This window comes from Leeuwenhoekiella polynyae (genome assembly GCF_004104075.1).
GTDB lineage: Bacteria > Bacteroidota > Bacteroidia > Flavobacteriales > Flavobacteriaceae > Leeuwenhoekiella > Leeuwenhoekiella polynyae.
In genome coordinates this window covers 699,176-722,370 of sequence record NZ_QOVK01000001.1, presented here as the reverse complement: position 1 = coordinate 722,370, position 23,195 = coordinate 699,176, and the positions used below count along the sequence as shown (strand labels likewise).

The 23,195-nt window shown below is 38.9% G+C and carries 15 protein-coding genes; 2 read left to right on the top strand and 13 right to left on the bottom strand.

Annotation, left to right across the window (positions count from 1 at the left end; genetic code table 11):
• Positions 1–2: 2 nt before the first annotated feature.
• The 5 genes from DSM02_RS03060 to DSM02_RS03040 all read right to left on the bottom strand — a co-directional run bounded on the left by DSM02_RS03060 (position 3) and on the right by DSM02_RS03040 (position 6,498).
• Complete coding sequence (locus DSM02_RS03060; protein WP_128764252.1) at positions 3–995, bottom strand: AAA family ATPase; 993 nt, start codon at positions 993–995, stop codon at positions 3–5.
• 9 nt (positions 996–1,004) lie between these two features.
• Positions 1,005–1,625 (bottom strand): DUF4159 domain-containing protein, encoded by a 621-nt coding sequence (locus tag DSM02_RS03055; RefSeq protein ID WP_128764251.1) that lies wholly within the window; start codon positions 1,623–1,625, stop codon positions 1,005–1,007.
• 130 nt (positions 1,626–1,755) lie between these two features.
• The gene (locus DSM02_RS03050; protein WP_128764250.1) at positions 1,756–3,072 is read right to left on the bottom strand and encodes a TldD/PmbA family protein; all 1,317 of its coding nucleotides are present in this window, start codon (positions 3,070–3,072) and stop codon (positions 1,756–1,758) included.
• Between the two features lie 33 nt (positions 3,073–3,105).
• Positions 3,106–4,746, bottom strand: coding sequence for a TldD/PmbA family protein (locus tag DSM02_RS03045; protein WP_128764249.1), 1,641 nt, complete (start codon positions 4,744–4,746; stop codon positions 3,106–3,108).
• 369 nt (positions 4,747–5,115) lie between these two features.
• Positions 5,116–6,498 (bottom strand): glycoside hydrolase family 28 protein, encoded by a 1,383-nt coding sequence (locus tag DSM02_RS03040; RefSeq protein WP_128764248.1) that lies wholly within the window; start codon positions 6,496–6,498, stop codon positions 5,116–5,118.
• A gap of 275 nt (positions 6,499–6,773) precedes the next feature.
• On the opposite strand from DSM02_RS03040, the gene DSM02_RS03035 reads away from it, so the two are divergent.
• Together DSM02_RS03035 and DSM02_RS03030 are read left to right on the top strand one after the other, a co-directional pair.
• On the top strand, positions 6,774–7,184 hold the full coding sequence (locus DSM02_RS03035) for a hypothetical protein (RefSeq protein ID WP_128764247.1): 411 nt from the start codon (positions 6,774–6,776) through the stop codon (positions 7,182–7,184).
• Between the two features lie 138 nt (positions 7,185–7,322).
• On the top strand, positions 7,323–7,523 hold the full coding sequence (locus DSM02_RS03030) for a hypothetical protein (RefSeq protein WP_128764246.1): 201 nt from the start codon (positions 7,323–7,325) through the stop codon (positions 7,521–7,523).
• A gap of 58 nt (positions 7,524–7,581) precedes the next feature.
• Here DSM02_RS03030 and DSM02_RS03025 read toward each other — a convergent pair whose 3' ends face one another.
• From DSM02_RS03025 to DSM02_RS02990, 8 genes are all read right to left on the bottom strand, one after another.
• Positions 7,582–9,138 carry an NAD(P)/FAD-dependent oxidoreductase gene (locus DSM02_RS03025; RefSeq protein ID WP_128764245.1) on the bottom strand — a complete coding sequence of 519 codons (1,557 nt, stop codon included), beginning with the start codon at positions 9,136–9,138 and terminating at the stop codon, positions 7,582–7,584.
• A gap of 111 nt (positions 9,139–9,249) precedes the next feature.
• Positions 9,250–10,011, bottom strand: coding sequence for a glycoside hydrolase family 16 protein (locus tag DSM02_RS03020; RefSeq protein ID WP_128764244.1), 762 nt, complete (start codon positions 10,009–10,011; stop codon positions 9,250–9,252).
• Positions 10,011–12,296, bottom strand: coding sequence for a beta-glucosidase BglX (gene bglX, locus DSM02_RS03015; protein ID WP_128764243.1), 2,286 nt, complete (start codon positions 12,294–12,296; stop codon positions 10,011–10,013). The genes DSM02_RS03020 and bglX overlap by 1 nt, the downstream gene beginning before the upstream one ends.
• Positions 12,297–12,298: 2 nt before the next feature.
• Complete coding sequence (locus tag DSM02_RS03010) at positions 12,299–13,945, bottom strand: family 16 glycosylhydrolase (RefSeq protein WP_128764242.1); 1,647 nt, start codon at positions 13,943–13,945, stop codon at positions 12,299–12,301.
• 20 nt (positions 13,946–13,965) lie between these two features.
• On the bottom strand, positions 13,966–15,579 hold the full coding sequence (locus DSM02_RS03005; protein WP_128764241.1) for a hypothetical protein: 1,614 nt from the start codon (positions 15,577–15,579) through the stop codon (positions 13,966–13,968).
• Positions 15,580–15,593: 14 nt separating this feature from the next.
• The gene (locus tag DSM02_RS03000) at positions 15,594–17,072 is read right to left on the bottom strand and encodes a RagB/SusD family nutrient uptake outer membrane protein (RefSeq protein WP_128764240.1); all 1,479 of its coding nucleotides are present in this window, start codon (positions 17,070–17,072) and stop codon (positions 15,594–15,596) included.
• Positions 17,073–17,082: 10 nt separating this feature from the next.
• On the bottom strand, positions 17,083–20,118 hold the full coding sequence (locus DSM02_RS02995; RefSeq protein WP_128764239.1) for a SusC/RagA family TonB-linked outer membrane protein: 3,036 nt from the start codon (positions 20,116–20,118) through the stop codon (positions 17,083–17,085).
• Between the two features lie 247 nt (positions 20,119–20,365).
• Positions 20,366–23,191, bottom strand: coding sequence for a triple tyrosine motif-containing protein (locus DSM02_RS02990; protein ID WP_128764238.1), 2,826 nt, complete (start codon positions 23,189–23,191; stop codon positions 20,366–20,368).
• Positions 23,192–23,195: the final 4 nt, after the last annotated feature.

Genomic DNA, 23,195 nt, shown 5'->3' with positions numbered 1-23,195 from the left:
GGTTATAAAATTGTGTCTACTAGTTTCTGAGTAACCCTATCGGTATTGATGTTTGCTGCTTCGGCTTTAAAATTCACAATTACGCGATGGCGCAAAACAGGGAACGCTACAAACTTTAAATCGGCCGGGGTTACTGAGAGTCGACCTTGTGCTAAAGCTCTTGCTTTTGCTGTTAAAATCATCGCCTGCCCCGCACGTGGACCGGCTCCCCAGCTCACCCATTGTTTGACGTAATCATCTGGTGTTGTTTCCGGGCGTGTGGCACGTATTAGTTTACTCACCTTAGCGATTAAATCATCACTTATGGGAACTTCACGAACCAACTCTTGTAAACGAATAATCTCCTCACCAGAAATCACCGAATTGACTTTAGCTTTCTTAGAACTTGTTGTCGCTTTTAAAATCGCAGTTTCATCGGTTTCTGTAGGATACCCAATACGGATGTACAGTAAAAATCGGTCTTGTTGTGCTTCCGGCAACGGGAAAGTTCCGGATTGTTCAATAGGGTTTTGTGTTGCCAAAATAAAGAATGGCTTATCCAAAGAATAGGTTTTTCCTGAGTAGGTCACTTCAAATTCCTGCATAGCCTCAAGCAAAGCAGCCTGAGTTTTTGGTGGAGTACGGTTAATCTCATCAGCCAGTATGATGTTTGAGAAAATAGGTCCTTTATTGAATTCAAAGAATTTCTTCCCGGTGGTCTGATCTTCTTCAAGGATTTCGGTTCCTATAATGTCTGATGGCATCAAATCTGGCGTAAATTGAATACGCTTAAATTTTAAATCTATGGCTTGCGCCAACGTGCGAATCATCAAGGTTTTGGCAAGTCCGGGAACACCTTCAAGCAATGCATGACCACCCGCCAAAAAGGTAATCAACAACTGCTCTACCGTTTCTTCTTGCCCTATAATTATCTTGCCGATTTCTTGTTTGAGCTGTGTAATCTTTGCTGTAAGGCTATTAACTTCCTGCTCGATTTTCACCAATTCGTTATCCATATTTTTAAGTTAAGAGGTAAGGGCATACATCACAATATTCACCCCAAATCGTGTATTGTCTATTCTATAAAATCGTTTATTTCTAAAGTCGTAATCCCACTCGCAACCATAATCTTTATTACTATACAAAACTCCTATTCTGCCATTGACAACAATAGCTTTAAGGTATTCATGAACGAGATCATCACCCCAGCCATTAAGCTCCTGAGAGGTTGTAGGCGGACCGTCATCAAATTCAAAAAAAGAGGAATAAATTTCGTGGTCATTGGGAATTTTCTGGAGTTCATCCGGACCAAAAATCTCTTCCATCTGCCGTTCAAAAGATTTAGCAAAAAGTCCGTCTATGTCGTGGTTACAATCATCTGCAAACACAAAACCGCCGTTGTTTACGTACTTCTCAAAATTTTCCCGCTCTTTTGAAGTAAACTGTACCAGTTTATGCCCCGAAATGTAGCAAAACGGACATTTAAAAATTGCATCGCTACTTAGTGAAATGATGTTTTCCCGAGTATCTATTTTAAGCGTTGTATATTCCACCAGCGAATTGAGGAGGTTAGACGGCATACGCTGGTCAACATCCCAGTCGCCCGACTCGTATTGCAGTCTTGTGAAGAAAAAATCGTTGTTCAATGTAAGCAAGGAGGGGTTAAAATGTATTGGTGAAGTTTGATTTTACCAAAAGTCAGACTTCAGTAATTTCTTTGGAAAAAATAAAACTGGCTACTTAAAAAAGTAACCAGTTTCTGTTTGTATGAAATACTTACACAGCATCTGAAAGGCTGGTAAATGTAAAGTCTCGAATCTTCATATACGGGATAAGGTTGCCGTTAACGCGGACCTGCTCACCCAACTCTTCCAGGTTGTTGAGCATGATGATAGGGCTCTCATTAAAACGGAAATTCTTCACCGGGTATTTGATCTGACCATTCTCAATGTAAAACGTTCCGTCACGAGTAAGACCGGTAAACAATAGGGTTTGTGGATCTACTGAACGAATATACCAGAAACGCGTCACTAAAATTCCGCGTTTTGTACGTTTAATCATATCATCAAGCGAAGCATCACCGCCTTGCATAATCATATTGCTGGGATACGGTACCGGATCAACCCCTTGTTGCGATGCCCAATACCGGTCATACGCCAGGTTTTTTACCACTCCATTTTCTACCCACATTGTTTTTTTGCGTGGTAAACCATCACCACTCCAGGTTGAAGTGGGCACATCTGGATGCAGAGGATCTGACCAGATGGTCACACGCTCATCTACAATTTTGTCTCCCAACTTTGTTCCGCCGCCTTCTTTAGACATAAAGCTTCTCCCCTCATCTGCAGTACGTGCATTAAAGGCACGTCCCATATTACCCAGTAACTCTTCTGCAGCAGCAGGCTCCAGTATCACCGTGTAACGCCCCGGTTCAATAGCCCTTGCCTCGCGCGACATCACCGCTTTATCAATTGCTATGGCAGAAGCTTCTTCAGCATCAAACTTTGAAATATCATTATAATCACGCGTCACCCAACCAGACCCCGTACCATCATTGGTACGCATCGTCACAGTGAAGTCAACATTTGTAGACTTATTATAGGCGAAAAGTCCGTTTGAGTTGAGCATTGCGCTAAAACCGGCACCGTCATCTAAAAAACCAGCTGCGGTTACCTCTTTTTCGCTTGCAGGTTTGATACTTTTTGCTGCAACGTCCGCCCTAAATTCCGGAGTTGTATTTGCCGTAGCTTCTGAGTAGCTCACCGACTCATCATAAGTTTGGGATCCTAACGGCTCCATAAACTCTGGGTTTTCAGGAGAGAGTTGCGCCAGTTCTTCTGCACGACGCACTACTTTCTCTAGGGAAGCATCGTCAAATTCATCTATAGTTGCTGTGCCAGATTTCTTTCCAAAGCTAGCTTCCACTGCCAGACTTTGATTAGATTGATGCCCAGCTGTAGAAACCGTGTTCCGGGCATAACGAATATTGCCGCTTTCACTTCCGCCAAGGTTAATCACGCACGCATCAGCTTTAGAAAAGCTCATTGCCTTCTCTAATATCTTACGTGATTCTTCTTCTGTATATATTGCCATTGTACTTTGTATTAATTAGTTAGATAAAAGAATTTAGACAGATCTTCCTGTATTAATCACATTCACACCGTCAAAACGCGTTGTAGAACTACCGTGAGAAACAGCACTTACCTGAGAAGGCTGCCCTTTCCCGTCAAAGAAAGACCCAAACAACCTGTAGTCGCCCTCATCACAAATCTTTGCACAGGAATTCCAAAACTCCTGGGTGTTAGACTGGTAGGCAACATCATTAAGCATTCCTACAATCTTACCCTCTTTTATCTCATAAAATACCGTACCACCAAACTGAAAATTATAGCGTTGCTGATCTATGGAATAACTACCACGACCTGCGATATAAATTCCTTTTTCTACATCTTTGATCATTTCTTCAACAGAATACGGTTCTTTACCGGCTTCAAGCGATATGTTTGGCATACGCTGAAACTGCACATCATTCCAGCTTTGTGCATAACAACATCCATGAGATTCATTCTGATCTAAAATGCTTACCTGATCCCGAATCGCTTCGTAATTGACCAGAATACCGTTACGAATTAAATCCCATTTCTTAGTCTTCACCCCTTCATCATCATATCCCACAGCACCAAGAGAGTGCGGTTGTGTTTTATCTGCCACGATGTTCACAATATCACTACCGTATTTAAAGTCTCCGGATTTCCATTTATCTAGAGTGGCAAAACTGGTTCCGGCATAATTTGCTTCATATCCTAAAACACGATCAAGCTCCAGAGGGTGACCTACTGATTCATGAATAGTCAACCCAAGGTGATTAGGCTCTAAAACCAAATCGTATTTACCCGGTTGTACAGATTCTGCAGTAAGCATTTCTTTAGCCTGTTTTGCAGCAGTAGTTGCATCTTCTATAATATCATAACTGTTACGATACAGATTGAATCCTGCCGGACTCATTAGCTTTTCACTTTCGAGACCGTCCATATATTCATATCCCATTCCCATAGGAGCACTCATTGCCTGGCGAGATTTAAATTTACCGGCTTCTCTATCTATGGCGGTGACACCAAATGTTGGCCAGATGCGATGTATATCCTGATCGATGTATGATCCATCTGTTGAGGCAAAATATTTTTGCTCATTTACCATAAACAAAGCCGAATTCACAAAGTTGGCTCCTGCATTCATTGCAGCAGCATTTGCATCAAGCAACAGCTCCACTTTTTCAGAAACCGGTACTTCTCTAAAATCCTTTTTTAAGGGTGTTTTCCAACTCACTTCACCATGAGCTTCAACGGGAGCCAAAACCACAGGGTCTGTTTGTATTTTTGAATTTGCCTTTGCTATAGCAACCGCTTGCTGTGTTGCTTTTTTAATACCGGCATCACTCACATCATTTGTTGATGCAAAACCCCAGGTACCGTTTGCTATGACACGAACACCCACCCCAAAAGACTCGGTATTCACAACGTTTTGTACCTTATCTTCACGGGTAAAAACATATTGATTGAGGTAACGGCCTATACGTGCATCTGCATAGGAAGCACCTAGAGAACGTGCTGTATTCAATGCTACATCTGCTAAGGATTTTTTGGTAAACAGATCCAGACCGGGTTCTAATAATGCTTCAGCAGCAATGTCATTACCCATCATCGAGACAGGTAACATTAATGCCCCTGCTCCAAGACCAGTAAGTTGAACAAAGTTTCTTCTTTTCATAAAAACAGATAAGTTTTGATTAATGATGCTTTAGCCTTAAAAATCAAAATCTTAATATTTTCTAAAAAGAAAAGTGTTTTCCGCGGTGGAATTTAAGATAAGACCTGAAAGGATAGGCTCTAAACTAATTGATTAAACAGCAGTAATATCTTAAAACAATCTTAAAAACTTAAATTTTTAACATTTATATCAAATTAAATTACCAGTAGTTTAAACAAAATATAGATTCTATAAAATCAATGAATCATTCTTGAGAACTATGAAAAATAAATGCCCGAATTTAAGAATAACTAAAAATGAAGTCTGAAGTAGTACTGCTACTTCAGACTTCATTTTTTTCTTGTGTAAATCATTATAGACTGCTCAATACTAGCTACGGGTAAATCCGGAAACATTTTTGTGAATCAGTTCCTGATCTCGTATAGAATCTACCTTTATGTTTTTTAGCTCGATGTTTTTAATGGGCATTTCGGCATCTCCTAAAATTCGGGAAACAAAATCAACATGAGTTGCAGTGACCTTATTCATAAAAACAGCTTCAATGGGTGTCAATCTGCGTTCATAAGTAGGCACTAAATCTCTCCATTGATACAACACATCTGTCTCAATTCCTAAAACGCCTTTATCTATACGACCAGCTTTGATGTTTTCCATAAAGATATTTTTGACATAGCCTCCGCGGCGTTCGTTAGTCTTGATGAAAAGTAAATGATTCAGCTTAGCGTTAGGCTCAACCTCGCAATTTTCCATATACACATTTTCCACCCCGCCTGACAATTCGCTACCTATCGCCAGAAGTTGGTGACCGTTTTTAACCAGACAATTACGAATGACTACATCTTTAACCGGTGTATTGAGACGCCAGGCATCTTGGTTACGACCAGCCTTTACAGCGATCGCATCGTCTCCCTGATCAAAAACACAATCTTCAATCAAAACACGCTGACTCATTTCGGGATCTACACCATCGTTATTATGACCGTGAGCAAATACATGTACATTTCGTATGGTCACATCTGAGGATAAATATGGATGAATCACCCAGAATGGACTGTTCTCGATGGAAACATTCTCAAGCAACACATTGTTACAGCGATTGAACTGGATAAACTGTGGTCTGAAATTAGCTGAATCATTAACCATTTGACGCTCTTCAACAGGTATATCGTTTGAAGCCATTTCATACAAGCGTTTTAAGTTTTGCATATGACCGGAAGGTCTGGCAAACCAGACTTTCCAAGTATCCATTTTTGCCTTTAAAATTCCTGTACCGGTAATAGCTACATTTTTACAAGCATAGGCATAAATAAGCGGGGAATAATTATAACATTCCATACCTTCCCAGGTGCTCAGTACAGCCGGAAGATAATCGTGAGGATCTTCTGAAAATAAAAGCGTTGCTCCTTCCTTTACATGAAGATTTACATTACTCTTAAAATGGATTGCACCAGTCAACCACTCACCTTTAGGAATGACTACGGTACCCGCCCCTGATGCATTTGCAGAATCTATGGCGGAGGCAATCGCTTGTGTGTTTTTTACTTTATCACCTTTAACTGCACCAAAATCAGTAATTAAAAATTGAGGTGTATTGCTAAAATCTGGAGTTTTAACTTCAAAATTGCCAAAAGGTGCTAACACTGTTTGGGTATCTATAACTAAATTATGAACCCCAGATGATGATACCTCTTTCTTACAAGATGTATTGATAAGCAAAATGGAAACAAGAAAAAAAGCAGATATATTTTTCATAAAAATAAATTGAAAATGATATTGAAAAATAATGAGTTTCAATAATCTATTCATCCTGCACCGCCCTGCTCAATTTGATGGTTATAAACAGCTAATCTTAATTTTTACAAGTCATTTAAATGTAAAATTTACTGTTCATCGTTTTTCTATGTTAGAATATCTAATTTATTTCAATACGTATATAACTTAAAAACTAATAAAGTAAGTTTATGATTAACCACTTAACAACTCGAATTTCCTGACTAATACATAATAACTAACAAAAATCTACTCCTATGAATTTAGTTTACAATGGTGAAAATCGGCTCATCAGTAGTGCAGTCAGAAGAACTTGTGATGTACTTCACAGTACTTTTTTTCAAAATCATTTAGTTGACATTTTCTCTGAAGAAAAGACAGACCAGATAAATATCTTATTGGACTCGATCTCTAAATCCAATTCAGATATTCTTATTAAAACCTATTGGAATCCCTTCAAAAAAAGTTCTATGACTTATGACGTAACTAATCAAGCACTTAATATAAATATCGCAAATCTGAAAAAGTCTAGAAGATTTATATCTCAACAACTGGTAGAAAATTATTCTCTTTTAGAATTGAGTAAAATTAATGGTGATCAGGAAAATGGAGAAGCAAATAGAGCTTTAGCATCAAAAATGTCATCTTTAGCAAAATATTATGCTTAATTCATATCTGATTTTAAGTCAGTTATGCCCCCTATAGAATTTTAGCTAAAAAATATATAAAATCAGACTAGGTCATGTTGCACGTATTCATATTTGAAGTACATTCGCCCGCATTTTTAACGCAATAAATCTTTATTTATGAAACGCAATATTTTAGCTGGTTTCGCTTTGAGTTTAATGATCACTGTTTTTTCTTGCAGAGAGTCTGCTCAAGAATCAACTGAAGAGACAATGGAAGAAACTTCTATGGAAGAAGTAACTCCTGAGGCTCCTGTTGAAGAAGCTCCTGCTGAAGTTGTAGTTGACAGCGCTGCTGTACCTGCTCCTCAAGCTGAATAATAAGTCTTAAGCTTACGAAATTCAATTCAAAGCCTCGCAAAAGCGAGGCTTTGCTTTTTTAAGATATATATTTTTTAGCTATTGCATCTACACAGTTGATACCATCAATAGCTGCAGACATAATTCCGCCGGCATAACCTGCCCCTTCTCCACAAGGATAGAGCCCACTGATCGCTACATGTTCTAAAGTCTCAGAATTACGAGGAATAGAAACCGGTGAAGAAGTACGGCTTTCCGGAGCATGTAAAACGGCTTCTTTAGATAAATAGCCCGGCATTTTTTTTCCGAAGATCACAAATGCTTTTTTCAACCGTGAAGCAATTAAATCTGGCAAAACTATATTTAGATCTGCACTTACAATTCCAGGTTGGTAGGAAGTTTTAGGGAAATCATCAGATATTTTCCCTTTTACAAAATCAGTCATACGCTGTGCAGGCACTTGCTGTGTCTTACCTCCAGCAACCCAACACGCATGCTCCACGGCTTTCTGAAAATCAAGACTTACAAAAGGGTTATCTGGTGCGTAATTCGGTAAATCTTTAGGCTCAACACTTACTACGATTCCAGAATTCGCATACGGATTGTTACGCTTACTCGGGCTCCAACCGTTTGTAACCACCTCATCGGGAGCTGTAGCGCAAGGAGCTATAATTCCACCGGGACACATACAGAAAGAATATACGCCCATCCCATCTATTTGCTCTACCAGACTATATGCAGCTGGTGGTAAATACGGGTTGTCAGTCTCTCCGTGGTACTGAATGTAGTTAATAACTTCCTGCTGATGTTCTATACGCACACCAAGCGCAAAGGGTTTTGCTTCAATCTTCACGCCTTTATCGTGTAACAAGTAAAAAATATCACGTGCCGAATGACCAGTTGCCAATACGACTTCATTAAAAGTAAAATGATCTGCATGATTAATAACGATTTCTTTAATGGCTTTGTTTTCAATAATCAGATCGGTCAGTTTAGCATTAAAATGCACAGCTCCTCCTGCTTCAAGTATAGCATCACGCATTGCAGAAATCACCTTGGGCAACTTATTAGTCCCTATATGTGGGTGGGCATCCACTAAAATATCCTCATCTGCTCCAAAATGCACTAACCATTCAAGCCCCTTTAAAACGTTACCGCGCTTTTTAGATCGCGTATACAATTTTCCGTCAGAATAGGTACCGGCACCGCCTTCACCAAAACAGTAATTAGATTCCGGATTTACAATTTGATCTTTATTGATTTTAGCCAAGTCCCGGCGACGTTCCCGCACATCTTTTCCCCGTTCAAAAACTACAGGCTTCAGTCCGGCTTCAATGGCACGCAAAGCTGCATAGAGTCCGGCAGGACCGGCACCAATTATGGCAATTTGAGGAGCTTGAGAGACATCTTGAGAAATAAAAGCATTAAGACTTTTACGCTCCTCTCCCGTCTGCCAAATCTCAATCTGTAACTGCAATTTCACGGGTTTATTACGAGCATCTATAGAACGCTTTCTAATACGCCAGTCTGAAACCATACGCGGCTTTACTCTGGCTTTTTGTAAAGCCTGTTTCAAAATATAATCCCGTTCCTCGAGTAATTCGGGTCTGATGGTAATTGAGGTAAGTATGCTCATAGACTGCAAATATACTTGCTATTTAAATAGATTTGGCAGAAACCCAAAAAAGGCGCTGTCTTACCAACAGAACCTTTTAAATAACAATCAATCCAAAAATTAAACTAAGACTTAAAGCTTATAAACTCTTACATAATCAATACTAAATTCCTGCGGAAAAATACGATCATCAACTTCAGGACCTCCAAAGTTTCCCCCAATTGCCATATTGATTATGAAATAGAAAGGCTGATCAAATGGCCAAACCGCTTTATTTTTATCTTCAGGACTGTAAATAAATACCGATTGATCATCAACAAAAAATTCAATGTGTTCAGGAGACCATGCTGCTGCATAAACGTGATAGCCATCTTCAATAGCTTCAAATTTTGTTTTTTTACTAAAAGCACTATCACCATGACCAGCAGGAACATGCAATGTGGTATACACCATATCCTCTTCTCTTCCTACATATTCTAAAATATCAATCTCACCGCTGGCAGGCCAACCCACTTGTTTGATATCACTACCCAGCATCCAGAAAGCCGGCCAGATCCCTTGTCCTATAGCGAGTTTTGCACGAGCTTCCATTCTACCGTATTGAAACTCATGTTTTCCCTGGGTAGTAATACGCGTAGAAGTATACTGGTCTCCATCTTTTTTTGCAGTAATAATCAACTTGCCGTCTTCTAATCTATGGTTATCTTTCGTATAAATCTGACGCTCGTTGTTTCCCCAACCGCAAAGATTAGGACAACCATCGCCTAATTCAAAATTCCACGAAGTGAGATCTAATTCTTTACCGTTAAACTCATCTGACCAGACCAACTGTGGCTGTTGCGCTTTACAGGAATATAACACTACAAGAGCACAAAGTAAAAAGAGTTTTTTCATTAATTTTTATATTGAAATGTTGCTTTTTGTAAATCCACCGAATTACCTCCTATCATCACATCAAACTCACCAGCTTCTGCTTCCCAAACCCTATTTGCTGTATAGAACGCTAATGTTTTAGGCGAAATGGTAAAGCTTACTGTTTGTGTTGCTCCCGGCTCTAAAGTAACCTGACGGAAATCACGAAGCTCTTTTACCGGTCTTGTTCTGCTGGCAACTAAATCGTGAATGTAAAGTTGAACCGTTTCTTTACCGGCAACATTCCCGGTATTTGTGATTTTTACGGAAAGCTCTATACTGGAATCCCCGGAAAATTCAGAAGCACTCAGCTGAAGCTTTCCATATTCAAAAGTGGTATAGCTCAATCCATAACCAAACGGAAATAAAGCCTCTCGTGATCCATCCTGATAGCCAGAATACGTTACCATAGTACTAGATGGTCTCCCAGTATTTTTCTGATTGTAATACAAAGGCTCCTGCCCCACATTACGCGGAAAAGAAACCGGTAATTTCCCGGAAGGATTGTAATCTCCAAAAAGTACATCTGCAATGGCATTACCCGCTTCAGAACCTAAAAACCAGGTCTCTAAAATAGCAGGTACCTGCTCGTTAGGTTTGCTTAAATCTAAAGGACGCCCGTTCATTAAAACTAAAACAATATTGTCATTAACTTCTAAAACTGCATCAAGCAGTTCTTGCTGAACACCACGTAACTGAATACCGGTTTGGCTGCGGCCTTCTCCGGTTTGAAAAGCATCTTCTCCTAAAACCATAACCACAACTTCTGAATTTTCAGCAGCTGCTACAGCTTCAGTAAAACCAGATGTATCAGTCTCATTTATTGTTAAAGGCATTAGAAAGCTACGCTCTCCCATTCCTAAATCGGCTCCTTTAGCATAATTAATCTGGGCATTATTACCCACAACATTTTTAATCCCTTCTAAAACAGAAACCGCAGAATTCTTATCAGCCTGCGCACGCCAGTTTCCTAAAGGAGAATCTGTGTCATCTGCTAACGGACCGATAACTGCAATGCTTTTTACATCTTTCTTTAACGGTAAAACCTCACTTTCATTCTTCAGCAAAACAATGGATTTACGTGCGATATCACGGGCAGCTTCTAAATGTTCTTTTGCAAGTAAAACCTCTTTTTCACGTTGCGCATCACTGTATTTATAAGGATCTTCAAACAATCCTAAATGAAATTTTACACGTAAAATTCTACGTACCGCATCATCCAGTAACGCTTCTTCTATTTTATTTTCAGCAACTAGAGGTTCTAAAGCCTCTTCGTAGACGCGACCTTCCATATCCATATCACTACCGGCAACAACGGCTAATTCCCCAGCTTGCATTTTATCTTTTGCATATCCGTGCGAGATTAACTCAGCGATAGATCCCCAGTCTGAAACCATAAAACCTTTATAGTCCCAATCACCTTTTAAGAGGTCTCTTTGCAGATAATTAGATGCTGTTGAGGGTACACCGTCAATCTCATTAAAGCTGTTCATAAATGTAGCCACACCCGCTTCAGAAGCTGCTTTAAATGGCATTAAAATAGCATTTTGTAATTCAGATTCCCCCACGTTTACCGTGTTGTAATCTCTTCCCGCTTCCGCGAAACCGTAACCGGCAAAATGCTTAGCACAGGCTGCGATGGTAGCGATATCAGCAAGATCACCTCCTTGAAAACCCTTAATACGGGCAACACCGATTACACTATTTAAATACGGATCTTCACCGGCACCCTCCATAATACGGCCCCAACGTGCATCACGAGAAACATCGATCATAGGTGCGAACGTCCAGTGTACTCCGGCTGCAGCGGTTTCTTTTGCCGCGATGCTCGCACTCAACTTCATGGCTTCAAGATCCCAACTTGCGCTCTCGCCTAATGGTACCGGAAACATGGTCTTATACCCGTGAATCACATCATATCCAAAAAGCAACGGAATCTTCAAACGAGAATGCTCCATTACTACTTGTTGCGCTTCGCGAGTCGCTTTTGAAGTAAGCACATTAAGCATAGAACCTACTTCGCCATTCTTAAGCTTTTCTAATTTGGTTTTAGAATCAATATCTGACGGAGCACCGGTAACATCAAAACTACCGTTGTATTGCACCATTTGACCAACTTTTTCCTTTACCGTCATCAACTCTAGAATCGAATCGATTTTATGCTCAATAACCGGATCTAGATCATTAATCCCTTGGGTTTGCGCTGTCATCTGGATTACAGGTGTAATTAGCAGAAACAGCGCTATTTTTAAATATTTAATGTTCATGATTAATCTCTTTGATAGACCCGTACGTAATCTACTTCCATCATAGATTCTTGAAAAGAAGCTTCAACATCTCCACCCAGATTTCCGCCCATAGCAACATTGAGAATCATAAAGAAATCTTTGTTGAATGGTGTACTGTCATTATTTTCAAAAATGTGGAAAATTTCATCGTCTACATAAAAACGGATTTGTGTTTCGGTCCATTCTGCTGTATACACATGAAACTCCGTTGAAGCGGTAGGTACTGTAGTTTCTTCAGAAATACCATTTGCACCAGAATTACCCGGTAAATGCAACGTAGACAAAATTTCATTTTGGTTCCGCCCTACATGCTCCATGATATCAATCTCTCCAGCTCCAGGCCAAGGATTAGTTTGATAATCTGCACCCAACATCCAGATTGCCGGCCACGTACCTACTCCCTGAGGTAACTTCGCTCTGATTTCAAAACGACCATAGGTAAATTCCTGTAGCCCTTCAGACTTTAGACGTGCTGATGTAAAATCAGATCCGCTAAAAGCTTCTCGCTGCGCAGTAATTTTTAAGAATCCATCTTCTACAATAACATTTTCAGGTCGGTCTGTATAATATTGAAGCTCATTGTTACCCCAACCATCCTGACCATTGCCTATGTCATACGTCCAGTTTGAAACATCAGGTGCTCCAGCTGTGTCAAACTCGTCTGACCAAACTAAATTTGGAAAATCATCTTCCTCGGCTTGTGGTCCAGAACCCTGTACCGGTTTTTCTGAAGTTAAAATCACATACCAGGCTAATCCTTGATCATTACCCTGTACAGCTCGTAAAAGCATACGATTTTCGGTAAGAGACATAATCTCATATTCATTGGTCCCAATATAATACCCCACAAAACCATCATCACCAAGTGTCATTACCGTACCGCGTTTGCGCTCTGCCGCAACAACAGATTCAGATGGAGCTAAGGTAACCGCTTTCTCTCCTGAAGTATCAAACTCATAACAGTTATCATCTGGAGATTGCCCACCTACGATGCTGGCATAACTTCTGTTGAAGAAAGACGCTCCTTTATTATCGTACTCATAGGTTAGATTTTCACCATTAGAAGTACTGAAAATAAACTCATCATCATAAGCACAAGTAGCTGCAGGATTCGCTGCTAAAGCAAAAGGATCTGTAAATGAAAAGAATGCCCAAAAATAATTTTGAGAAAGGTCATCATTATTAGGCCCAACACCCAAATGATTAGGCACATCTGCTGCCCAGTACCAGGTTTTAGAATCCCCGCCGGTCAATAACTCGATGGCATCAGGATCAGAGAAATCACTTTCAACCGTAACCTCAACTAATCTAGAACTGCTTACACCAGCTTGCCCGTATGCCAATACAGTCACCTGATACGTATTTAGTCCTGTTTTTGTAAAACGCTTGGTATACACTCCCCCTGGAGCAACCGCTGTTGATCCGTCAGGAAATGAGAACCGATAGGTAACCGCATTGTCTGCAGAAGCAGTAAAGGTTACATTACCAGAACCATCTTCAGTCACGTCCATCACAACTTCTAAATTTTGAGGAACCTGTATTTGCTCTAGTGTATTGTCATCATCCTGACAGCTCAATACTGTAAACAGTATTAAGCAATAGGATGCTATTTGAATTATCTTTTTCATAATATCTTACTATTTAATTCTTAGTTATGGAAGTATAAATTATCTATATAAAATGTTCCTCCTGCACTAAACCCGACATCGAACTTAAACTGGAACACTTTATTAATAGATATACCTTGATCTGTAAATGCTGAAAGTGGAAGATCTATACTCGTCCATTGCTCTGGGTTAACCTCTAAATCTACAGGGCGCTCACCAGAAGCATCAATGATGAAAAATGGAATAGTCGTATAATCTGCTGACCAAACATCTATGTGAACAAAGCTATAAGCGGAAGCATCTACCTCTTCTCCAATATCAATTCCTTGATAATTAGCATTCCCATATTTAATTGCTGCATTTCCACTAAGATCTATTTGCTCATAAGAAGTAGACTGTCCCCAATTTGGAAAATAGTTTACTCCTGCAGGATCTTCAAAAGAATTACTAAATACTGAAAATACCGAACCTGCATCAGCAGAAGGAACAGCTGCTGCAGTAGCTGGTGCTGTTAACGACACATAATTTTCGTCATAAAAATATACGTTATCTACATATACCGTAGCTGCACCTGCAGGACCAGCTGAATAGATTAATTGCGCTATGTGTTCACGCTCATTAAGACCTGTAAAAGCACTAAGCGGAAGATCTAAAGAAACCCAGGAACCTTGTACAAAATCGCCATTGTCTAAATTTAAAGTAATCTCATGTTCTGAGTCATCACCACCATCAAAACCACCGTCTGGTCCAAAATCTACTAACTTAATACGTAGTTGTGTGGCTGTTCCTGTCCAAACATCAATATTAAAATGCGTCATAGATGATGCATCAATAGGACTTGCAGGTTCTACACCTACAAAACTAAGCTCGTCATATTGTTTAGTCGTATTTCCTTTTATATCAATATCTGTTAAAGTTCCTACCGACCAGTCTGTACGCCAAGTTCTCATGTCTATGTCTCTATACGCTCCAGAAAATAAAGAAATTACAGATGCTGCTTTTTCCGTTGGATTGAGGGCTCCTTCAAGAGGTGAAGTCACTTCATATACCGTAATTGCTTCAGTTGTTTCTGTAGTAGCTACACCAGCACCTTTTGCAATTATACGTATCGTATAAGCTCCTAATTCTTCATATTCATGTGAAACACTTTCACCTGGCATAAATTGAACAGGTTCTTCAGTTGTTTCATCACCAAAATAAACATCAAATAAAGTAGCAAAATCTGCTTCTGCTGAAACAACAACATTAGAAGGATTAGCTGCCGACTGATCTACAGTTACAACTAAGTTTTCTGGTGCTCTAAAAGATATAGTTACTAATTGAGAATATTCACTTGTAAGACCAGTGGCTCCTGTTGCTACAACACGTACCATATATTCGCCTTCAGGAAAAGTATTTGAAGCAGATTCACCGGCATTAATGGTTTCCTCTGTTTGTCCTTCATCTCCCCAATTAATAGTAAATGTAGAAGCCCCTTCCCCAGCAGGAGTAATGGTCAGCGTTCCTGAGTCATCTTGAGCAATGTCAAAATTAGCAGTCAAATTTTGTGGAGCAGAAATATCTTGTAAAGCATAATTTGTTACAACATCATCTTCACAAGCGTTAAATACCGTCAATACAACGGTTAATGCTACTAGTAATTTAAAAATTTTCATCGTATTGTCGTGTATTAATTAGTATATCCTTGATTTTGTTCCCAACGGTTTCCGGTAAGTTCAATTTCTATTACAGGTATAGGGAAAACTTCATTTTTACCTGTTGAAAAGCCATCTATATTTTGTGCTGCTCTTCCTGTGCGTACTAAATCAAAAAAGCGATGACCTTCACCTACTAGCTCTAGTCTCCTTTCAGCATAAATAAAATCAGTTAAGGCAGCTCCCGAAGCAGTGATATCGTGATCGGTATCACCAAAAGCTCTTCTGCGTACACGGTTTAAATATTGCTGTGCTAATCCATCATTAGGATTTGCCTTACGGTTATGTGCTTCTGCTGCCATAAGCAATACATCAGCAAAACGTATAGATCGGTAGTTGTTAGGGTTGGTTAGGTTTGCATCACCTAAGTTTGCATCTCCTTTACGAGCAATATACTTTCTGTTGTAAAAACCAGTATGCTTATACCCTTCATTATAAGTAGCTCCATTAGCTGCTGCAAATTCTTCTATATTAAGAATAGCGATATCCCTACGTGTATCACCGGGTTCAAAAGCATCATACGCCTCCTGAACAGGAACGTTGAAGCTGAAGCCACTGTCAAAAAGAGGTCCTGAATAGTTTCTTATTCCGTTAAAACCTACAGCGACATTACCTTCACTACACTGTAAACATCCAAAACCTGCTCCTTCTTTATCTGTATACTGAACTTCAAAAACAGACTCTACACTGTTCTCCCCTTCTAATTCAAAAATGGTCGAATAATCTTGTACTAAATCATAAGGCCCTGCAATCACCTGGTCTAGAGCATCAGCTGCTTCAGTGAATTTATCTTGATACAAATAAGCCTTTCCTAAAAGTGCTCGTGCAGCACCACTGGTTATACGACCTTGCTCTGCCTGAGTAGGAGGAAGTGTTTCTGCAGCAAAAATAAGATCCTGTTCAATTTGTGCATAAACCTCAGCTTTTGGTGTACGATCTATATTAAACTGATCTCCAAAAAGTAAACGCTGATCTACGGCTAATGGCACATCGCCAAACCACTTTACCAATTCAAAATAATAGTATGCTCTTAAAAAACGGGCCTGAGCTATTACTTGATCTTTTCCTGAGAAATCAGTTTTATCCTGAAATTCTAATATATAGTTTGCTCTGTTTACCCCTGCAAACATCCATCCCCAAATATCACGCAACTGCTGATTTACAGGAGTATGGGTCATATTATCTATTTGCTGAATACCGGGGGAATCTGTAGCGCTTTCACCACCAGATAATGCATTGTCTGAAGCTATCTCACCAATCATCACATTAAGATAAGTAGCTTGTAATAAATCATAAGCTCCTACTAATGCATCCTGATAATCTTCTTCAGAATTAAAAAAGTCTTCAGAATTTTCGTTTATAGGGTCAACTTCAACAAAGTCATCGCCACAAGCCACAAACATTGCTGAAGCTAGCATCGCAATAAACCCTAAATGTATTTTTATATTTTTCATCGCTCTTCTATTAAAATTTGAAGTTCATTCCTGCTGTGTAGGTTCTGGGCACCGGATAGAAACCCTGATCAATTCCACCGCCAATTGGCGCTCCAGATGATGCAGAAGGATCATAGCCTTTATATTTTGACAAGGTAAATGCATTAGTGACAGCTACATAAAAACGTAGTTTTCTAATACCTAATTGCTCTAACACATCGTTACCTAAACTATAGCCTAATTGTACATTTTGAAGTCTTAGATACGAACCGTCTTCTACATAAAAATCTGAAAATAGTAAGTTAGAATTAGGCCCAATAGTAACCCGAGGGTACGTATTTGTAGAGCCTGGCCCCGTCCAACGGTCTAGTACATAATTAGTCTTATTGGTAAGATTCTGATTACGATCGTATGAACGCACAATGTCATTACCTATGGAAGCAAAAGCGTAAGCCGTGAAGTCAAAATTCTTATAATTGAAACCTAAATTAAGGCCCATCGTCACATCTGGAATAGGATCACCTATATTGATACGGTCATCACCATCAATCAATCCGTCATTGTTCTGATCTACATATCTTAAGTCGCCCAGTGTTGCATCTGCTTGTGTTGCATGTGCATCAACTTCGGCCTGAGACTGAAAGATTCCATTAGTTTGTAAGCCGTAAAAATATCCTATAGGGAAGCCTGCTTCCATACGTGCAGGAGGTTCCTGACCAAAACCAAAACCACCTCCGGGAATAAATCCGCTTTCATTACCAACAGCAAGCACTTCATTTTTGAGAGTTGTAAAGTTATAACTCAGGTTGAAACTAGCATCATCACTAATGTATTCATCATAAGATATCGAAAATTCAAAACCACTATTCTCAACGCTACCTGCGTTAACAATAGGTGCTCCTGCTCCCGGTGCATAAACCCCTAAAATTCCTGAAACCTGAGGCACTAATAATAAGTCATCAGTGCGACGTTTGAAATAATCTACAGTAAGGTCAATTTTGTTATTGAACAAGCGTGAATCAAAACCGACATCAAACGTTTTTTGACGCTCCCACTTAATCTCGGGATTAGAAAGCTGGCCTGCAGCTACACCATTTACCAATTCATTATCAAAAACATAGGTTCCTTCAGCATTTAATGTTGAAATATATCCAAATGCTCCAATACGGTCATTACCCAATATACCGTAACTGGCTCTCATTTTCAAGAAGTTTAAAATATCATTACTTCCGTAGAAAGGCTCATCACTTACTACCCAACCAATTGATGCTGATGGGAAATAACCAAATTTATTCTCAGGACCAAAGTTTGACGATCCGTCACGACGCACAACAGCAGAAAGCAAATAACGCTCTTTATAATTGTATTGAACGCGTGTAAAATAAGAAAGTAAGCGTTGGTCAAATTCATTTGGACCACTTATATCTCGGGCATCAATCACTTCTCCTGCTCCCTCTAAACTAGCTTCAGCAAAGGTGCTCCCGGGAACATCACGACCAGTGAAGTTGTAAAACTCTCCGCTGGTTTTAAATACAGACATACCCAACAAAACAGTCAGATTGTGATCGTCTGCAAACGTATTTTTATAGGTTAAAAAGTTATCAAACGTATAATCTCTAAAAAAACTATCATTTACAAAATATTGATTAACTCCCAAGTTGTTAAACACTTTACCATCACCAAAATTCAATCCTGCCGGTAAAAAGCTACGGCCACGAACTTCAGAATAGTTGAACTGATAGCGAGATTCTGCAGTGAAATGATCCCAGAAATTATAAGAAAGTCCAACAGTACCGGTAATCTTATCTACTTCATTATTGTTAAACGTATTTGCGATTTGCGCAAGTGGATTAATCACCTCATTACCCAAACCATTTGCGATGGTAAAATCACCATTTTGATCCCGTACATTAAAAGTAGGCGCCATATTTACAGCATTAAACAAGACCGAACCCAATGCATTTTCTGAAAGTGTTTTACGATTAGAATGTGTATAGATCGCCGTTGTAGAAAGCTTAAGGTTTTCTAGAATATCTAATTTATAATTGCCTCTACCTGTGAAACGGTTAAAGTTTACAGCACCACCGCCTACAATACCATCTTGGTCTAAATAACCAGCACCAACAGAATAAGCAGATTTCTCTCCACCTCCGTATATATTTGCATTTACATCAGACAATAAAGCTTTCCTGAAAACTTCATCTTGCCAGTTAGTTCCTCGTCCCAGACTTGCTAAATTAGGAAATGGTGGTGCTTGATTTCCGGCAACATAAGCCTCGTTAATTATAGCGCCGTATTCCGTAGCATTTAAAACCGGAAGTTTACGGGTTGTTTCTTGAAGACCAACATAAGAGTCTATATCTACACGCAAATCCGTATTTTTACGCCCCCCTTTCGTTGTAATAAGAATAACACCGTTTGCAGCTCGCACACCATAAATACCAGCTGTAGCATCTTTTAAAACGTTAATGCTTTCAATGTCATTAGGATTGATAACACTCAAGTCTTCAATCACAGCACCATCAACAAGAATAAGCGGCCTGTTGTCCCCATTAGTAGAAATACCACGAATAGAGATTGTTGAAGCACTACCCGGAGAACCCGAGTTAGAACTGATATTCACACCAGCAACTCTACCTTGTAAAGCTTGTTCTACACGGACGGGATTCTGATTTTCAATAGTCTCAGAACTTACAACACTAACCGCGCCTGTAATTTCTTTCTTCGTTTGAGTACCATACCCCACAACAACAACTTCGTCGAGTGTGCTGGCATCTTCTACCATCTGTATAGATAAATCTGTAGCGTTATTTACAGCTAACTCCTGAGTTTGAAAACCCAAGAATGAAAAAACAAGTGTACTCTGAGCCGGCACATCTAATGTAAATAAACCGTCAAAATCTGTACTGGTACCCGTAGTTGTACCTTTTACAATTACGTTAACCCCCGGAAGGGGCATTCCTGACACATCTGTCACCGTACCCGTCACGCGAATAGCATTGCCCGTCTGACTAAAAAGTCCGGTGCTGAGCAACCCGAATAAGATCAAGGATAATATTGATTTCATAAATTATATTTTGGAAATCAAATCTAGACCTAACTCTTACTAAAGACTAAAAACCCACCTCAACAAAAAACATACAATCTAAAATGTCCTATATATTACAAGAAGAACTTAACGAAAACGCTTGCGTTATAAGGCTTATGAGTAAACGTTAAAATTTAAAATGTATAGGCTATAAACACTTAAAAACAAAACTACTAACGTTTTCGTATAGGTGATGTATAGGTAATTTTAAGAATTGATGAGGTGGCTAGATGCTTAAAACATACTCAACAAGCCCCTCTTCGTGCTCCAAATCCATTTTTTTGCGCAAACGATATCTTTTGATCTCCACACTTCTTACCGAAATATTTAATAACGGCGCGATTTCTTTAGAAGAAAGATTCAACCTTAGGTATGCACAAAGTTTTAAATCATTTGGAGTAAGCTTGGGATGCAGTTCTTTTATCTTCTTTAGGAAATCTTTGTCTGCGTTGTTGAACGCTTCTTTAAAGAATTCCCAATCCTTTTTAGGATTTAAGTTTTTATCGATGATCTTGATAACTGATTTTAATTCTTCCTCTTGTGAATCTGCTTTCAATTCTTTCTTGATGGCATTCAGCAACTCGTTCTTTTTTACAATATTCATCGTAGAAGCTGCCAGTTCTCTGTTTTTGCTATCTACATCTTGTTGCAGCTTTTCATTTTGAAGCCTCATGATTTTCCGTTCACTTTCATAGTTGGCCAATTCCAGTTTTCTCTGATTGGTCTCAATAAGTGTTTCTTTCTGCTTGCGATAATGTTTCCTGTTATAGATCTGTATCGCAATAAATAATGCTATCAGCAACACAATGTAAATCACGATCGCTACAACAGATAAATACCAGGGTCTTGCTATACTGAATGGATACGAAGCGGTATTTTCTGAAATCTGATCACCAATACGTGCCCGTACGTTGAACTCATAATCACCCGGAGGCAAATTCTCAAAAGTAGCTTGAGAAACCGTTGACCAACTAGACCATTCCTCATACATTCCGTCTAAACGGTATTGATAAACCACAGAACGAAACTTATCATATTCTGCTACACTATAATCAAAAACAAAGGAGTTATTCTTATAGTTAAAAGGTTCAACAGTTGTTAGTGCTACAAAATTCTGTTCTTCCTTACGCGATTTATTCTGAATCGTTCTAAGAGTTATAGTGTAAGGCTTGAAATCTAACTTTTTAAGATCAAAAAGAATATAACCAGTTGCATTACCAAAAAGATAAGTGTCATCACCAAAATCTGTAATGTTCTCAAATCCAGAAATATCTTTTCTCGTCTTAGAAGGCAACGCAATACGGCGTACCTTTAACGCATCAGCAAGTATCCCGGGTTCAAAATACATAATATCCTGTGCATTAAAAGCCCACAGTTTATCATTAATGCTATCATAAGTTAATTTTCCGGAAGTATAGTTAGCAGTTTCTAAAAAACCATTACTGAGTATCGTATCTTTTACAAAGCTGTCACCCCCCTCTTTTAAGACATAAATTCCATCTTCAAAGGCATAAAGTAATTTATCTTGATAACTGATTAAGCTTGACTTGGCTCCCTTAGGAAGTTTTTCAACCAGATCATAACTTAAAATCTCTGTATAATTTGTATTGGCTTTCAGTTTAAATACCCCTTTATATTCGTGATTTACATAAATAGTTTGATGTGCTGCAATCCCAAAATAGCGACTGGAAATATCAAAACCCGTTAGCTTATTTCGTACGTGCCATTTAGAATTTAACTTCTCAAGGATATACAAGCCATTATAATTGCCTTGAATAGCCAAATTCTTAGAAACATCAAGCGATTGTATTTTCCATGTTCCGGGTATATCTGCAATCTTCTCTACGCGGTCAGCATTCACTAAAAAAGTCCCCTCATGATGTCCACACAACAGTTCATTTCCTAAAGTATTCAAATTCCATACTTGTCCTTTAGTTTCAGGAATTAAGACATATCTAGCATTTGAAACAGCATTCTTTTTGTAAAACAGTCCTTGATTCGTTCCTAGATAACTATAACCTTTATGCTTGGCAGCAGCATATACCGAACCTAATTTCCCTACGTTATCGGTATAAACTTTAAAAGCTGTATTGGTGTTGATAACGCTTATTCCATTATCTAAACCCAACCAGACGTGAGCATCTTTATCTTCAAAAATGCTTAGCACCGTATTATTTCCTAAGCCTAAATTCTGGTCAATCTCGTAAACTATATCACCTTCAGAAGAAAGATGGATCAATCCGCTTGAGATCGTTCCCAGCAGAATCGAACCGTCGGTAAGCTTTTTGGCCGTATATATAGTTTTATCAGAAAGATAATTGGTGGTATTCTGATTCCAGATATTAGGATTGCCGCCACCCAACTGAAATATGCCATTTTTTTGAGTTATGGCTATATAATTCTCGTTTTTCTTAAAAAAAGAAACTACAAGATTATCTAAAAAAGTCTGCGATTCTGAAATCAATATCGCACTGCCGTTCTGTAATTGGAATAAGCCTAAACCTTCCTGCTGAAAATAAACAGATCTATCGACTAAAAAAGATTGTGTAATAGAAGATTCTGAATCAAAAATCTCAAATTCTTGTGTCGTACTGTTAAAGCTATAAATGCGATTTAGAGACTGAAACAAAATCAAATCATCAATGACCAGAATATTCCAAAACTGTTCATCTTCTATAAGCGAAGTTTCTAAAGATTCACTCAGGGAAGTATATTCGAGTAAACCGGTGTTGGTATGTTGCCAATAACCAAATTCCATATAACTACCGGTATAAACACGATCGTCTACAACAGTAACAGATCTTAAAATAGTATTGTTTGGTGAATTATAAAGCCTCCATTTTGCACCGTCGTATTCTAATAATCCGGAATTGTTTGCTACATATATAAAATCCTGATCGCCCTGAGCCACGGCCCAGTTCTGATTTTCGGCAGCATAATCTTCTGGTGTAAAATTGAGAACAGGAGGAAGCTCCTGAGCGGACAGTTCTACAGCAACAAAAGCTAGTATTAAACCAAAAAGTAATTGCAGATTTCGTAAAAAACTAAGCATAGAT